The organism is Pseudomonas sp. N-137 (assembly GCF_034555295.1).
Classification (GTDB): Bacteria; Pseudomonadota; Gammaproteobacteria; order Pseudomonadales; family Pseudomonadaceae; genus Aquipseudomonas; species Aquipseudomonas rhizophila.
This window is the reverse complement of sequence record NZ_JAXUDQ010000030.1, coordinates 653194-667031: the sequence shown is the minus strand read 5'-3', so window position 1 is coordinate 667031 and position 13838 is coordinate 653194. Positions and strand designations below refer to the sequence as shown.

At 58.3% G+C, this 13838-nt stretch carries 14 protein-coding genes; all 14 read right to left on the bottom strand.

Annotated elements, in window-relative coordinates; all coding sequences use genetic code 11:
• Nucleotides 1-107: 107 nt before the first annotated feature.
• Nucleotides 108-1583, bottom strand: a complete 1476-nt coding sequence (locus T3A99_RS24165) for a sigma-54 dependent transcriptional regulator (protein ID WP_322834877.1) — start codon at nt 1581-1583, stop codon at nt 108-110.
• A 169-nt stretch (nt 1584-1752) separates the two neighbouring features.
• Nucleotides 1753-2049, bottom strand: a complete 297-nt coding sequence (locus T3A99_RS24160) for a hypothetical protein (RefSeq protein WP_047226242.1) — start codon at nt 2047-2049, stop codon at nt 1753-1755.
• Between the two features lie 11 nt (nt 2050-2060).
• On the bottom strand, nt 2061-2456 hold the full coding sequence (fliS, locus tag T3A99_RS24155; protein WP_107322130.1) for a flagellar export chaperone FliS: 396 nt from the start codon (nt 2454-2456) through the stop codon (nt 2061-2063).
• A gap of 134 nt (nt 2457-2590) precedes the next feature.
• Entirely contained in the window at nt 2591-4027 is a 1437-nt protein-coding gene (fliD, locus tag T3A99_RS24150) for a flagellar filament capping protein FliD (protein WP_107322129.1), read from the bottom strand.
• 81 nt (nt 4028-4108) lie between these two features.
• Complete coding sequence (locus T3A99_RS24145; protein ID WP_047226239.1) at nt 4109-4474, bottom strand: flagellar protein FlaG; 366 nt, start codon at nt 4472-4474, stop codon at nt 4109-4111.
• Between the two features lie 72 nt (nt 4475-4546).
• The gene (locus tag T3A99_RS24140; RefSeq protein ID WP_322834876.1) at nt 4547-5398 is read right to left on the bottom strand and encodes a flagellin domain-containing protein; all 852 of its coding nucleotides are present in this window, start codon (nt 5396-5398) and stop codon (nt 4547-4549) included.
• Nucleotides 5399-5631: 233 nt separating this feature from the next.
• Nucleotides 5632-5922: a hypothetical protein gene (locus tag T3A99_RS24135; protein WP_288913550.1), complete on the bottom strand. Its 291-nt coding sequence runs from the start codon at nt 5920-5922 to the stop codon at nt 5632-5634.
• Nucleotides 5919-7211 (bottom strand): motility associated factor glycosyltransferase family protein, encoded by a 1293-nt coding sequence (locus tag T3A99_RS24130; protein ID WP_322834875.1) that lies wholly within the window; start codon nt 7209-7211, stop codon nt 5919-5921. Before T3A99_RS24130 ends, T3A99_RS24135 begins: the two co-directional genes overlap by 4 nt.
• An 84-nt stretch (nt 7212-7295) precedes the next feature.
• Nucleotides 7296-8222: a ketoacyl-ACP synthase III gene (locus T3A99_RS24125; RefSeq protein WP_160891902.1), complete on the bottom strand. Its 927-nt coding sequence runs from the start codon at nt 8220-8222 to the stop codon at nt 7296-7298.
• 196 nt (nt 8223-8418) lie between these two features.
• Nucleotides 8419-9471, bottom strand: a complete 1053-nt coding sequence (pseI, locus tag T3A99_RS24120; protein WP_322834874.1) for a pseudaminic acid synthase — start codon at nt 9469-9471, stop codon at nt 8419-8421.
• Entirely contained in the window at nt 9464-10969 is a 1506-nt protein-coding gene (pseG, locus tag T3A99_RS24115; RefSeq protein ID WP_322834873.1) for a UDP-2,4-diacetamido-2,4,6-trideoxy-beta-L-altropyranose hydrolase, read from the bottom strand. Before pseG ends, pseI begins: the two co-directional genes overlap by 8 nt.
• The gene (gene pseF / locus T3A99_RS24110; RefSeq protein WP_274090315.1) at nt 10966-11667 is read right to left on the bottom strand and encodes a pseudaminic acid cytidylyltransferase; all 702 of its coding nucleotides are present in this window, start codon (nt 11665-11667) and stop codon (nt 10966-10968) included. The genes pseG and pseF overlap by 4 nt, the downstream gene beginning before the upstream one ends.
• A gap of 4 nt (nt 11668-11671) precedes the next feature.
• Nucleotides 11672-12832 carry a UDP-4-amino-4,6-dideoxy-N-acetyl-beta-L-altrosamine transaminase gene (gene pseC, locus T3A99_RS24105; RefSeq protein WP_274090316.1) on the bottom strand — a complete coding sequence of 387 codons (1161 nt, stop codon included), beginning with the start codon at nt 12830-12832 and terminating at the stop codon, nt 11672-11674.
• Entirely contained in the window at nt 12829-13830 is a 1002-nt protein-coding gene (gene pseB, locus T3A99_RS24100; RefSeq protein WP_047226230.1) for a UDP-N-acetylglucosamine 4,6-dehydratase (inverting), read from the bottom strand. The genes pseC and pseB overlap by 4 nt, the downstream gene beginning before the upstream one ends.
• Nucleotides 13831-13838: the final 8 nt, after the last annotated feature.

Here is a 13838-nt window from a genome sequence, read left to right as displayed (position 1 = left end):
CTCTCTCGCTTGGCTGACCGTCAGTTAAACGGAACGTTGCGAGGGATGTAGCAATACCCGTGCCGAAAAAAAACCGCCTGAAAAATCAGGCGGTTGGAAAACAGGCGTCAATCATCCGCCTGTTCATCTCCTTCGCGACGGCTCATGCCGTACTTGCGCATCTTCTCCACCAGGGTGGTACGACGGATGCGCAGGCGTTCGGCGGCGCGGGCCACGATACCGTTGGCATCGTCCAGGGCCTGCTGGATAAGGCCTTGTTCCAGGCCTCCCAGATAATCCTTGAGGTCAATGCCTTCTGGTGGCAGCAAGGCATTGGCGGTGAAGTCCGGCGTATGGCCGTTGATCGCCACGCGCTCTTCCAGATCGCTGCGCAGGCTATCGACCATTTGCTCGTCTTCATCGTCGACATAACGGAATTTCTTCGGCAACTCGACCACGCCGATCACACCGTAGGGATGCATGATCGCCATGCGCTCGACCAGATTGGCCAGCTCACGGACGTTACCCGGCCAACCGTGGCGGCACAGGGACATGATTGCCGCCGAGTTGAAACGGATCGAGCCGCGCTTCTCGTGCTCCATGCGCGAAATCAGTTCGTTCATCAGCAGCGGGATGTCTTCGACCCGCTCACGCAGCGGTGCCATTTCAATCGGGAAAACATTGAGGCGGTAATAGAGGTCTTCGCGGAAACTGCCCACCTCGATCATGCTCTCGAGGTTCTTGTGGGTCGCGGCGATGATTCGCACATCGACGCTCTGGGTCTTGTTGCTGCCCACGCGCTCGAAGGTGCGTTCCTGCAAGACTCGCAGCAACTTGACCTGCATCGGCAACGGCATATCACCGATTTCATCGAGAAACAGCGTGCCGCCGTTGGCCAGCTCGAACCGCCCGGCCCGGCTGGTGATGGCGCCGGTGAAGGCGCCCTTCTCGTGTCCGAACAGTTCGCTCTCGAGCAACTCGGCCGGGATCGCACCGCAGTTGACCGGCACGAACGGCGCTTCGCGACGCTTGGAATGGTAGTGCAGGTTACGCGCAACCACTTCCTTGCCGGTGCCCGACTCACCCAGGATCAACACGCTGGCGTCGGTATCGGCGACCTGCTGCATCATCTGGCGCACATGCTGGATCGCCCGACTGGTGCCAACAAGACTACGGAAAAGGTTGGGCTCGCGATGCCGGCCGCGCTCGCGCGCCTGGTCGTACATCTCGCGATAAACCTGGGCGCGGTGCAGCGAATCGAGCAACTTGCTGTAGCTGGGAGGCATTTCCAAGGTGGAAAGTACCCGGCGGCGCTGGTCCTCAGGCAAGTCAACGGAAGAATTTTCGCCCATTAACAAAACCGGAAGGAACTCATCCCAGGTTGAGAGTGTCTTTAGCAAGCCCAAAAGCGTTGCGGGTGCATTTACGGTTCCGATCAGAACGCAAATGACCTCACGACTGGACGACAAAGAGCCGACGGCCTGCTGCCAGTCATGGCTTCCGCAGGGTAAATTTTCTTCACCAAGAAAATTTAGGATCACCGCCAAATCGCGGCGGCGGACGCTATCGTCATCGATCAGGAGAATTTTGGTTTCACGCCACATGCAATAGCAACTTCCCTAGTCAACTCAATGCCCGGAATTTGGGGGCAAGCTAGACGCTTGCAGACTTGTCATGCCTGTAGACGCCTGAAATCTGTAAACAGCCACTAGTTAAGTCAAAAAACCGTGCACAGTCAAATTTATGGCGCACTTTGTTCGGATTAACTGAGCGTTAACCGAACAGATGGTAAACCTTTGCCGCGTTCTGCGCTTGATGGATCTGCGACATCTCGTCGACAATCGCCTGACGCTCGCCAGTGGCCGCCTCCAGCAGCTGCCGATAGACCCCCAGCAACTCCTCAAGATTGCTCCGCAACGCCGCCTCGTCTACCTCAGGCTCGCTCAGAACGTCTTCCATGCAGGAACGGCAAGCCAGGTCCAATTGACCGATTGCCTCCCAGTTGCGCTCGGCCAGGGCACCGACCAGGGCATCACGGGTTTGTTCGATTCGCTGCAAGACAAGACTCATGAGCGTGCTCCTTAGAATTGCGGACCCGGTACGGCGATGGCATCCCAACCTTCCTTGACCGTGCTCAGCAGATCGGCGACTTCGTCGAGGATCTTCGGATCAGTCTTGGCGTTGGCTTCGGCAAGGCGCTTCATCATGTAGGTATAGAGGCTATCCAGCTCGGTGACCGACGCGGCCTGGTTTTCCAGGTCCAGGCCTTCACGCAAACCGCCAATGATGCCGATGGCCTTACTGATCAGTACGCCTTTATTGGCGATATCCTTGCGCTCCATCGCACCCTTGGCCTGGGCAATGCGGTCCAGCCCGCCCTCCATCAGCATCTGCACCAGACGATGGGGACTTGCTTCGGAGGTTTGCGCCTGGGCGCCAATCTTCTGGTATTGGCGAAGGGCTAACATCGGATTCATGTTCTACCTCATCAAAAAAAAACTTCGGTTCGTATAAACAGCGTATCGACGCCGCGTCAAAAAACTTTAGATCGAAAAAGCCGAAAGCCCGGAGCGTCCTGAGACGCTACCGGGCTTTTGTGTATCGACCAGAATCAGCTGTTTTTCTGCTGTGCCGTCATGGCTTCGAACATCGAGGTGATGTTACTGGCAGTGGCTTTCAGCCTGCCCACCAGGGTATCCATGTCGTTGTACTTTTTGGTCAGCACCGCGGTGAGGGTCTCGATTCGGCGATCAAGGGCCAACTGATCTTCGCTCAGTTTCGCCTTGAGAACTTCCAGGTTCTTGGATCGAGCCGTCAGGATGTTATCCACGGTCTTCCCGTTGGAGTCCTTCTTACTGGTCTCCGTGTAGGGATTGAGTGCATTCTGCATGCGCTCGATCAGGCCATTCTCCCCAGTGAAGAGGGTCTGGATTTCCCCACCCAATTGCTTTTCGTTCACAGCGGTTGCGAACTTTGTACTGTCAAAATCCAGGGCACCAGTCGTCTGATTGGTGGTAATTCCCAGCTGCGACAACACGGTCAGCTTATCGCCAGCACCGGTTTCGGACAAAGGCGCGCGAATAGCCGCCAAAAGCGAACGAGGCAATGAGTCGCCGGTCAATGCTGCCGGAACCGAGTTACCTTCGGCATCTGTCGATGGCTTGGTCAGGGAAGTCACGGCCTTCGCGATCGCGTTATAAGCATCGACAAATTTCTGGATCGAAGCTTTCAGACCGTCGGTATTGGCAGCAACGGTGACGGTCGTCGGGCCGGTATCGGCAACGACTAACGTCATACTCAAGCCTGAGACCACGTTATCCAACTTGTTGGTCGGACTGGTCATCGCCAGGCCGTCGACGCTGAACTCGGCATCCTGTGCGAACACCAGAGAACCTGAAGAAGTCGCGGTGGGGGGGGTAGCCATCGCTACAGAGCCGTCAGCCGCAAGACTGGCAACACCGCTGAGGGAAATATCGTTACCCGCACCAGTTTTAGTCGAGCCCACCACAAGACGTGAACCAAAACTGTCGGTCACGATGTTGGCGGTCAGACCGCTGGAGGAGTATTTGCTGTTGATAGCGTCCCGAACCGACTGCAGCGTCGAATCAGCAGGGATATCAAGGGTGTAATCCGTACCGCCCTGGCTGATGGTCAGCGTACCGGTCTCCACCGCACTGGAAGCACCACCTGCAAAAGCCGCCGTGGCAACTTTTGAGGAGGTTGCCAGCTGAGTGACTTTGACCGAGTAGATACCACTTACCGCCGAATTCCCGGCTGTCACCGTCAGCGCACTGGTATTGGCCGAAGTAGCGGAAACACCGGTGAATTGAGGCGTGGTGGTGCTGCCCAGGCTTTCAAGCGCGGACTGGAAGGTAGCCAACAGTGACTTCAGGGTGCCGATCCCCGAAATATTGGCGGTATTGGTCTTGGTGGCACGGTCAATCTGACCTTGCTTGGCTGCTTTGTCAGAATCCACCAATGCCTTGACGATAGCACCGGTATCAAGGCCAGAGCCTAAACCCAAGCCAGGTAGAATTGGACTTGCCATGTGGGACTCCCTTCAGTGTGCCGCCGGTCTTTTGACCTTTAAAACGTCAAAAGAACCAAACAACAAAATTCGTGCCAGCTATCAGGCTTGTGCGCTAAACAACAGGCTGCTTGCATCATTCAAACTGTTCGCCAGTTTGAGCACTTCTTCGTTAGGGATCTGGCGAATCACTTCACCGGAACCACTGGCAATCACTTTGACGACCACTTTGCCTGAAGGCTCATCGATTGAGAACTCCAGGTTGCGCTTGACCGACTGAACAAAGGTTTCGATCTCCTGAACCGCTCTCTTCAGCTTTTCCTGCTCGGCCTCAGCGTCTTTTGGCTCATCCTTGACCGGTACCACGGTGGCAGCATCGGCTCGAGGCTTCTCCACTGGCTTGTCGGCAAATGTCGTCGCCGGCTTCGCAGCTGGATAAGACAAGTTCAGCTTCACGCTCATATCCATGTCCATCACCTCTTGAACGGAAAAAGCGAGAGAGTACGCAAGCGCACTCCCCCGCTAAAACTCATCCGACTATTACTGAAGCAGCTTCAGTACAGCGGATGGCAGTTGGTTGGCCTGGGCCAGAACCGAAGTGGAAGCCTGTTGCAGAGTCTGCTGCTTGGTCAGCTGGGCAGTTTCAGCAGCGAAGTCGGTGTCTTGTACACGACCCAGTGCAGCGGCGGCGTTTTCGTTGACGTTCTGCAGGTTGGAGATGGTGCTGGTCAGACGGTTTTGTGCAGCACCGAGGTCAGCACGGCTGGCGTTGATGGTTGCCAGAGCAGCGTCGATTGCATCGATTGCAGCAGCGGTGCTGGCTTCGGCCGTGGCGCTGTCGTTACCGGTAATGGCGATGGCAGCAGAGTCAACGCTCAAGGTTGCAGCGTCGAAGCCGCTATCCAGGGTCAGAGTGATCTGGTTGGTAGCACCAGTGTTGGAGCCGACCTGGAAAGTCATGGTGCCAGCGGAACCGTCGATCAGGTTCTTGCCGTTCAGGTTGGTCGACTCGGCGATACGGGTCAGTTCGTCCGACATCTGAGCAAATTCTTTGTTCAGAGCGTCACGGTCAGCAGTACCGTTGGAGTCGTTTCGAGCCTGGACAGCCAGTTCACGCATACGCTGCAGGATGTTGGTGGATTCCTGCAGAGCGCCTTCAGCGGTCTGAGCGATGGAGATACCGTCGTTGGCGTTTTTGATCGCAACAGTCTGACCGCGGATTTGCGAAGTCATACGGGTAGCGATCTGCAGGCCGGCGGCGTCATCTTTGGCGCTGTTGATTTTCAGGCCGGAAGACAGACGGGTCATCGAAGTGGAGAGAGCATCGGAAGCCCGGTTCAGGTTCTTCTGAACGTTCAACGATGTGACGTTGGTGTTTACTGTTAAAGCCATGACGAATTCCTCGTTGGTTGGGTACTGCGGCTTCCGGCCCTGGCAACCGCCGGGTGTGGCCTAGAGAACCTTCGTAATAGTTATCGTCGTAATCGGAACTTGCTTTAGCTGTTTTTTCAAATAATTTGCCATCAGGGTGCCACCCCTCGTAAATCAAGGACTTGGCAGCGCTCAGAAGGTAAAAAAATGACGTCAGGGAAATGCCGGAACCGCCACTCGTCCAGGCGGCGGCCCTAGCGGAGGGAGAAAAGACTTAAACCGCCTGAACCAGAGGTCAATAGCTCAACCAACTCGAACTCAAGATAATCCGCCAGCGAAAGCCAGTTCTGAGCCTGCTGATCGTTGAACATCAAGCCAAGCAAACCGCCCCACGATGACTGGACATCGCCTGGCATAAGCTCGACAAAAGGCTGGGCCGCCTCGACCATTGCAACCATCGCCAGCCCCGCCTCGACATCGCGGCCAAGACGAAACAGCCGAGCACACCCGCGCGCGTCTTCGATGACCACCTCAAGGCCGCTCATCGCACAAACTCCGGATGAAAAGCAGTGCCCACGATCATCGCTCCGTCTCGACTGCTGTTATAGAAGCGCACCTGAGGGTGCCCGGCGACAAATCGCTCCAGCTCACACAAATAGCTACGGAAGTTGAGCTGAGTCTTGACCCGCTGGCCATGGCCATCAAGCACCCAGTGCCTGGATGCGTCCAACTGTGGCCCCAGGTCTCCGTCGCCCCAACCCGCATGGGTCTTGTCATGGGGAAAAGCGAAATCGGCTCCGAACAAAGTGACCTGCGCTGCGCCCATCCTGACGGCCAGGTCCACGGCCGGATGAATCACGCTGCCACCTACGTACAGCTCGCCCCGAGGCAGTTGCTGGCGCATTTGATGATAGACAGGGCTGGCGGAATAACCGGCATAACGGCGACCCTGCCAGGCTTCAATCACCGATGGATCCGCCATTGGCAGGTAAACCAGGGCAATGTCGCCGGTGTCTTCGGGCGGAAGGTGGCGCGCCGAAATGCGTTGATCAATGCTGACCACGATATCCGGTCGGATGCCTTGGGTGATCAAGGGCCGATAGGCCGTATCGACACAGATCAATAGCGGCCGCTCGGCTTGGCTATTCAAGCCGCGCAACCGCTCAAAGTGCTGTTCGAGACTTGGCCCGGTGGCGATGACAAAAACTTCGCGTCCATTGAGGGTGCCAAACAGCTCGGCGACATCGCGATCCCTTTGCACGAGACCGAAGGTGGATTGCAGACGCTCGATGATCTCCGGAGCCCGTGGGTCGAATTCCCGGTTGTTGAAGGCCAGATGCGTTTCACTGATCAGCCGGTCGCGTATCTTCGCGTTGAAATCGTCGGCCAGCACCAGTTCGGCGGGCAGGGCGAAAAACGGCAACTGGAGTTCCGCCAGATCGCCGGCGTAAAGCATTTCGACACGCGGGTCAGCAAGCCATGACGACTGGTCCAGCAACTGCAACACAAGGGCGAACACTGAGCCATTGAGGATATGCACGTACAGATGTTCAACCTCTGCCTGCTCCAGCAGCCGGTTTTGCAGATCCCCCAGCCCGGTGCCATAGACATGCACCGCAGTGGCGTCTGGCGGCAGGCTGCCGGCTTGCAGGTCGGCTTCGGCGAGACGGTCATGCCGGCTGGTCAGCTGGATGCCGTTGATGCTAAGGGTCGAACCCAGGCCCTCCACCAGATCGGCCTGCAACTCACCGGCATTCTCCAGCAGCAGCCGCTGGGCCACGGCCGGCCAACGTTGCTCGATCACCTGGAAATTGCGCTCAAAGAACTCGCTCATGGCGTCTCGCTTTTCCATCAGGCAAAAAAATAGCGTTCAAGGTTACACCTTGGACGCTATTTTTTGTGCTCGGGCTTTAACGGCTCAAGGACGATAAATGATCGCCGAGCCCCAGGACAGGCCCACGCCAAAACCACTTAACGCCACGCGTTTCCAGTCGGAATCGAGCACGTGCTTTTCCAGCAGCAATGGAATGCTCGACGACACGGTGTTCCCGGTCTCGACCATATCCTTGATGAACTTCTCCGGCTCGCCTTCGAAACGCCGCGCCACCGCATCGACAATCGCCGCACTGCCCTGGTGAATGCAGAACGCATCGATGTCGCTGGCCTGCAGATCGGACTCGGCGAGCAACTCATGCAAATGAGCCGGAACCTTGATCAAGGCGAAATTGAACACTTGGCGACCGTTCATGAAGAACACCCCGTCGCTGACCTTCAGGTGCGGCGCACCGGAACCGTCGGTGCCGAACTTGGCCTTGCCCAAGTGCCACGATGCATCCTCGCCCATCCAGGTAGCGGTAGCGGCGTCACCAAACAACATCGTGGTGTTGCGATCTTCCGGATCAACGATTTTCGAGTACGGGTCCGCCGTTATCAGCAGGCCATTCTTCAGGCCGGCGGCTTCCATGAAGCCCTTGATGGCGTAGATGCCATAGACATAACCCGAGCAGCCCAGGGAGATATCAAACGCTGCGACAGTGGTCGGCAAACCCAGCTTGTCCTGAACGATGGCCGCCGTGTGAGGCAAGCCTTCTTCGTCGCCGTTCTGGGTAACGACGATCAGTACATCGACAGATTCACGTTTCAGGCCGGGATTGTTGGCAAACAGCGCATTGGCCGCTTCTACACACAGGTCCGAGGTTTCCTGCCCGTCATCCTTGCGCGGCAAGAAGGCGGAACCGATCTTGCCCAGGATGAACTCTTCATCCTTGTCGAACTTCGCACCTTGTGCGTAATTATCCACGCCGGCTACAGGAACGTAGCTCGCAATGCCTTTTATGCCAATCATTACGGCTTCCCAATTAAAAACAGCCCAATACCACCGCTCGCAAGGATTCGAGGGGCGCCGACAAACGGGAAGTGTAAAGGGCTATCACTGGGCCTGATAAGGGCCAGGCGCCATCTTCCCGGTCAATACAATACAGTGAAGATGCGCGTTATGACTCACAGGTCACGCGATTTTACTGATTAGCTCGATCACAAAGCTATTCAACCAGTGCCCAGGCCAGGGGTGTACCCCGCGCGATCGCCTGGCGAGCGCACCGGCCCATCACGGCGTCTGCATACTTGGGAGCCAGTCCCAGACCCGGGCGGATGGCCCGCAGGTTCTGCGGTGTAAACGCATCACCAGGGTTCATGTCTTGCGTCACGTACAGCGACCGGCGATAGACCAGCGACTTGCGCTCAGCCTCCGTCACGCCATAGTGCACCTGCCCAAGCGCCTGCCAGGCGCGCTCGGTTTCGATCACCAGCGCCGCGAGTTCCGCCGGTTCCAGCGAGAAACTGGCGTCCACTCCGCCAGCGGCGCGGTCAAGAGTGAAATGTTTTTCCACCACGGTCGCGCCCAACGCCACGGCGGCGACAGACACCCCGACGCCCATGGAATGGTCCGACAAGCCCACCTCACAGCCGAACAATTCTCGCAAATGAGCAATGGTGCGCACGTTGCTGTTGGCCGGCGTGGCCGGATAGGTGCTGGTGCATTTGAGCAGCACCAGATCCTTGCAGCCGGCTTGGCGGGCGGCACGCACGGTTTCGTCGAGTTCTGCGATGCTGGCCATGCCGGTGGAAATGATCAACGGCTTGCCGGTGGCGGCGACCCGACGGATCAGCGGCAGATCCGTGTTTTCGAAACTGGCGATCTTGTAGGCCGGCACGTCCAGACTCTCGAGGAAATCCACGGCTGTCTCGTCAAACGGCGTCGAGAACGCCAGCATGCCCAGCGCCTTGGCCCGGGCGAAAATCGGCGCATGCCATTCCCACGGTGTATGAGCCTTTTCGTACAAGTCATAAAGCGAGGTCCCGGCCCACAAGCTGTTGGGGTCCTTGATGAAGAACTCACCCTCGCTCAAATCCAGCGTCATGGTATCGGCGGTGTAGGTTTGAAGCTTCAAGGCGTGGGCACCGGCCCGGGCGGCGGCCTCGACGATCTGCAACGCCACGTCCAGGGACTGGTTATGGTTGCCGCTCATTTCGGCAATGATGAACGGTGGCACCTGCGCCCCGATGCTGCGGTGGCCGATCTTGAAACTACTCATGGGGGTGATCCTTCAATACACGCGTAAACACGCAGGTACTTTGAATAAAACCGGCCTGCCGAAACAGGTTCAGGGATGCTTGATTACCAGGCAGTATTTGCGCGGTGAGAGTCCGCAGTTGAGGCCAATGGGCGCTGGCAAAGGCTTCGCCTCGGGCCAGCAGCGCCCTGCCCCATCCCAGCCCCAGGCGACTTTCGAACAGATAAATCGACACCAGCGCCTCGGTGCCTTGCAAGTCATAACGTAACGCGCCCACGGGCCCGTCCGTGGTTTCACCGATCAGCAACAGGCGCTGTGCGTTCACCAGGCTTGCTTGCAGCCATTGACAATGACGGTCCCAGTCAATGATCGACGTATCCAGCGATACGCGGCGCACGGCCTCGGCGTTACGTCCGTCAAAAAGCAGCCGGGCGTCGGCTTGCGTGGCCGGGCGAATCCGCAGCAAGGCACCGGCCAGCGTCGCTGCGACCCTTTTTGCGCCCAAGCCATCGACCAATTGCCGTGAGCGCTGGGACAAGCTACAGCGCATGCCGTGATTGTCCGCAACGAACCCGATGGCCTGGCGCAACTGCTCGACGCTGACCGTCTCCCGAGGTCCGAGATAAACGTGTGCGCCGAGCGTCGCCATAACCTCGCCATTGGCCTGCTGATTGTTCGACACCGCAATGCAAATCGTAGGCAGGCCCATCGCGGCGCGTTCCCAACTGGTACCTCCACCGGCGCCGACGAACAGGTCCGCCTCGAACATGAGCTGATGAAAGTTGCGCACGAAACTGTGCAACCGCCAGCGCGGCCGAGTCGCCACTATCGCCTGCATCTGAGCCCAGGCCGGGTTGTCGGCACCGGCGACAAAATCGACGTCAAGATCATCAAAATCCGCCAGCGCTTGCATGGCGTGATGGGTTTGCATCGCGGCATCAAACCCGCCGAAGTTAACCAGTACCCGTCTGACCTTGGGTTTTAGCTCAATCGCCCGACCACAAAACTCATCACGCAACAACGCGTACCGCGGCCCGAGCAGTGTCTGGCAGTGCTCGGGTAATAGCCCTGCGTACGCGGCCCGGGTGCCGGACAGGTTCTGATTGAGCAGTAGATCGACGCTATAGGTACGTGTTGCCAGGTCGTCCAGGGCCATGATCCGGGGCGCAAAGCGCCGTGCGGCGGTTTGCCAATGATGGTCCAGGCCATAATGGTCGACGATGATCCAGTCGAAACGCTGCTGAGCGCGCAAGGCCTGTTCCAACGCAGTGATATCCGCCTGCCAGGGCAGCAACGACTCGATCGCCTGCAGCGGGTCCTCGCCGGGATAAAGATCCGGCAAGGCAAATGTTTCGAAGCCCTCGGTTTCTAGTGCCTGTAATCGATGCCCTGACAGCGAGCGACAGGCAAACGCGACGTGCGCTCCCTGCCCACGCAACACGCGAGCCAGCGTCAGACAGCGAGCAATGTGCCCGCTGCCAATGGTTGGCGAGGCGTCCGCGCGAATCAGCACCCTCATTGCAGTTCCCCGCCTGCTTTCAAGGCGGCGTAGAGGTATTCGGCCCGCTTCCAGTCTTCAGGGGTATCGATGTCCTGCACCAGATGGCGGGGCAGAATCACCGGCAGGCTGTTGGGGGAAAACAGCACGTCCCCCCGCAACCAGGCCTCCCGACGCCCCCAATAAAACTGGCCGGCATCCTGGAAAGCTTCCGGCAGGTCCTGAGAGCGAGTGTCGCGAAACTGCGGATAAAGCGGGGTCAGCGCGCCCTGCTCATCCAGGGTCAAGGCCCGTTGGACGGGAAAACCAAAACCGGTCACTGAAAACGCGAACGACTTGTCAGGGTGCTCGCGCAACAACTCAAATCCCTCACGCAGGAACCGCGCCTGCAACAGCGGCGCAGTGGCATAAATACAACAGGCGAAATCGAACGACCGCTCGCGCAACTCGCCCACCGCATGGGCAATCACCGCTGCCGTCCCGGTGAAATCATCAGCCAGCGCGGCCGGACGCATGAACGGTACCCGCGCGCCATGAACCTGCGCCAGCTCGGCGATTTCTTCGTCATCGGTGCTGACAATCACCTCAGCGAACAGCCCCGAGGCCAGAGCCGTGCGAATCGAGTGGACAATAATGGGCACGTCAGCGAACAGCTTCAGGTTCTTGCGAGCGATCCGCTTGCTGCCGCCCCGGGCGGGAATGATCGCGATGGCGTTCACCTGGTTACTCCTCAAGCAATCGGCGCAGTTGCTCGACCACATAGTCCTGCTGTTCATCACTGAGGGAAGGAAACATGGGCAAGCTGATGGCTTCGCTGTAATAACGTTCGGCCTGGGGAAAATCACCTGTGGCGAATCCCAGGTCACGGTAATACGGTTGCAAATGAACTGGAATGTAATGCAGGTTTACGCCAATCCCGGCCGCACGCAAGCCCTCGAATACCTGAAGGTGGCTCAGGGTGATGCCATCGAGTTGCAGGCGCACCACATACAAATGCCAGGCCGACTCCGCCTCGGGCTGTAAGCCGGGCAAGGTCAATGGCAAACCGCCCAGCAAACGATGGTATCGCGCTGCCAGCTCACGGCGCCGTGCGATGAACCCGTCCAGCTTGTTCAACTGCGAGAGTCCCAGCGCGGCCTGCAGATCTGTCATGCGGTAATTGAAACCCAACTCGACTTGCTGGTAATACCACGGTCCATGGCTGGGCTCGGTCATTTGTCCGGCGTCGCGGGTCATTCCATGGCTGCGCAGGCGTTGCAGGCGCTGTGCCAGGTCCGGGCGATTGGTCAGGACCATGCCGCCTTCGGCGCTGGTGATGATTTTCACCGGGTGGAAACTGAACACCGTCATGTCCGCGAATTCGCCACAGCCCACCGGCCGGCCCGCATAAGACGCCCCCACTGCATGGGAAGCATCCTCGATCACTGTGAAACCGTATCGCTCCGATAGCTGGCCGATTCTACGCATGTCACAGCTTTGCCCCGAGAACGCCACCGCCACCAACACCTTGGGCAGCGTTCCATCGCGCTCGGCCTCTTCAAGCTTTGTGGTAAGGGCATCGGCATCGAGATTCCAGGTCAGCGGATCGATATCGACAAAGTCGACCTGCGCACCGCAATAACGCCCGCAGTTGGCCGAGGCCAAGAACGTATTGGGGGTGGTCCATAAACAATCACCTGGCCCCAGCCCCGCCGCCACGCAGGCAATGTGCAGCGCGGCGGTCGCATTGCACACCGCCACGGCGTGATCGGCCTGGCAACGAAGGGCCATGGCCTGTTCGAAACGCTCAAGCGCCGGCCCCTGGGTCAGCCAATCGGAGCGCAATACCGCGACCACCGCATCGATGTCAGCTTGATCGAGGCTTTGCCGCCCGTAGGGAATCATGTCGGTAACCGGGCATGAAGGTCGGCAATCTGATCAACCGACAAAAAGTGCGGATTGGTGTCGGAGCGATATTCGAAGTCCTCCGCCACAGGCTTGCCGCACTCCCCCAAATTGTCCAGCGCGAAATCCACATCCACGCTGGTGAAGCGAATCGACGGCTGGATGGTGTAGTGATCGGCAAACTCGATGGTCATGCGCGCGTCATCGAGCGGCACCATGAGCTCATGGAGTTTTTCGCCAGGACGAATTCCAACGTTCTTGTGAGGCAAATGCCCAGCCATGCCCGACGCCAGATCGACGATACGAATCGACGGAATCTTTGGCACGAATACTTCACCGCCGTGCATGCGGGCAAAGCTGTCGAGCACAAACTGCACGCCGTGGTCGAGGGTGATCCAGAAGCGGGTCATGCGTTCATCGGTAATCGGCAGCTGCGTCGCACCCTCGGCAATGAGCTTGCTGAAGAACGGCACCACCGAGCCCCGGGAGCCGGCAACGTTGCCATAGCGCACCACGGCGAACCGGGTCTGCTGTTCACCCGCGATATTGTTGGCCGCCACGAACAGTTTGTCCGACAGCAACTTGGTCGCGCCGTACAGGTTGATTGGACTGGCCGCTTTGTCGGTGGACAGCGCAACGACTTTTTTCACACCGTTATCGATGGCCGCCGCAATGATGTTCTCGGCGCCATTGACGTTGGTGCGAATGCATTCGGTGGGATTGTATTCCGCCGCCGGCACCTGTTTGAGGGCGGCCGCGTGCACCACGTAGTCAATCCCACGCATAGCCTGGCGCAAACGGTCGGCGTCACGCACGTCCCCCAGGAAATAACGCATGCACGGGGCATTGAAGGTTTGTTGCATCTCGTACTGCTTGAGTTCGTCACGAGAAAACACCACCACCCGCTTGGGCTGGTACTGCTCCAGCAACCGGCGGATGAAATTGCGCCCGAACGAACCGGTGCCGCCTGAGATGAAAATCGATTTGCCGTTGAACATACCTGATT

Excerpts from the sequence above, each read along its gene's own strand:
- T3A99_RS24165 (WP_322834877.1), bottom strand. The coding sequence starts at position 1,583 with ATGTGGCGTGAAACCAAAATTCTCCTGATCGATGACGATAGCGTCCGC.
- T3A99_RS24160 (WP_047226242.1), bottom strand. The coding sequence starts at position 2,049 with ATGAGTCTTGTCTTGCAGCGAATCGAACAAACCCGTGATGCCCTGGTC.
- fliS (WP_107322130.1), bottom strand. The coding sequence starts at position 2,456 with ATGAATCCGATGTTAGCCCTTCGCCAATACCAGAAGATTGGCGCCCAG.
- fliD (WP_107322129.1), bottom strand. The coding sequence starts at position 4,027 with ATGGCAAGTCCAATTCTACCTGGCTTGGGTTTAGGCTCTGGCCTTGAT.
- T3A99_RS24145 (WP_047226239.1), bottom strand. The coding sequence starts at position 4,474 with ATGGATATGAGCGTGAAGCTGAACTTGTCTTATCCAGCTGCGAAGCCG.
- T3A99_RS24140 (WP_322834876.1), bottom strand. The coding sequence starts at position 5,398 with ATGGCTTTAACAGTAAACACCAACGTCACATCGTTGAACGTTCAGAAG.
- T3A99_RS24135 (WP_288913550.1), bottom strand. The coding sequence starts at position 5,922 with ATGAGCGGCCTTGAGGTGGTCATCGAAGACGCGCGCGGGTGTGCTCGG.
- T3A99_RS24130 (WP_322834875.1), bottom strand. The coding sequence starts at position 7,211 with ATGAGCGAGTTCTTTGAGCGCAATTTCCAGGTGATCGAGCAACGTTGG.
- T3A99_RS24125 (WP_160891902.1), bottom strand. The coding sequence starts at position 8,222 with ATGATTGGCATAAAAGGCATTGCGAGCTACGTTCCTGTAGCCGGCGTG.
- pseI (WP_322834874.1), bottom strand. The coding sequence starts at position 9,471 with ATGAGTAGTTTCAAGATCGGCCACCGCAGCATCGGGGCGCAGGTGCCA.
- pseG (WP_322834873.1), bottom strand. The coding sequence starts at position 10,969 with ATGAGGGTGCTGATTCGCGCGGACGCCTCGCCAACCATTGGCAGCGGG.
- pseC (WP_274090316.1), bottom strand. The coding sequence starts at position 12,832 with ATGATTCCCTACGGGCGGCAAAGCCTCGATCAAGCTGACATCGATGCG.
- pseB (WP_047226230.1), bottom strand. The coding sequence starts at position 13,830 with ATGTTCAACGGCAAATCGATTTTCATCTCAGGCGGCACCGGTTCGTTC.